Source organism: Streptomyces flavotricini (assembly GCF_020639365.1).
Classification (GTDB): Bacteria; Actinomycetota; Actinomycetes; order Streptomycetales; family Streptomycetaceae; genus Streptomyces; species Streptomyces flavotricini.
Genome location: NZ_JAINUL010000007.1, coordinates 1 through 710, shown reverse-complemented (window position 1 = coordinate 710; position 710 = coordinate 1). Strand labels below are relative to the sequence as shown.

General features: G+C 69.6%; 1 protein-coding gene. It reads right to left on the bottom strand.

Annotation, left to right across the window (positions count from 1 at the left end; genetic code table 11):
- The coding region (locus K7B10_RS40065) for a SidA/IucD/PvdA family monooxygenase (RefSeq protein WP_229345898.1) at positions 1 to 710 on the bottom strand (710 nt) is incomplete at both ends.

Here is a 710-nt window from a genome sequence, read left to right as displayed (position 1 = left end):
GCGAGGACGCTGATGAGGGAGTCGGCGATGCCGTGGGTCTCCTCGTTGACGCCCTGCAGGTACACGGCTCCCCAGGCCGACTCGCCGAGTTCCACCCGGTGGGCGCGGCTGACCTCGACCCGGTCGATCCCGACCCGGGCCGCCAGTTCCCGTACGAGGGCCGGTTTGCGCGGGTCGTAGCCGGTGCCGAGGAGTACGAGGTCGCAGCGCAGGGGCTCGGTCTTGCCGCTGAGGCGGTCCCGCAGGTCGAGGACGACGTCCCCGTCCTCCACGCGGGCCCCGACGACCTCGGTCATGGCGCGGACCTCGGAGCGCTGCGGTCCCAGGGCCTTCTGCCGGTAGAGCATCGTGTACAGCTCGTCGAGGAACGGCGGCGCCAGACCCGCGTAATTCGTGAACCGCATTTCGTCCAGCAGCTGCGCCCTCACTTCCGGCGGACTGTCGTAGAACTCGTCCACGAAGGACGGGAAGAACAATTCGTTGACGAATTTGCTGGTCTGGTAGTTCTGCAGGCCGATCGAGCGCACCAGCATGGTCACCCGGCTCTGCGGGAGGTTCTCGTGCAGCGCGTAGAACATCTCCGCGGCGCTCTGCGCCCCGCCGACCACCACGGCGCGCACCGGCTCGTCGCGCGCGATCCCCGCGATCCGGGTCCGGTACTGGGCGCTGTGGATCAGCCGGTCGGCCGGCAGGCCGGCGAAGACCTCCGG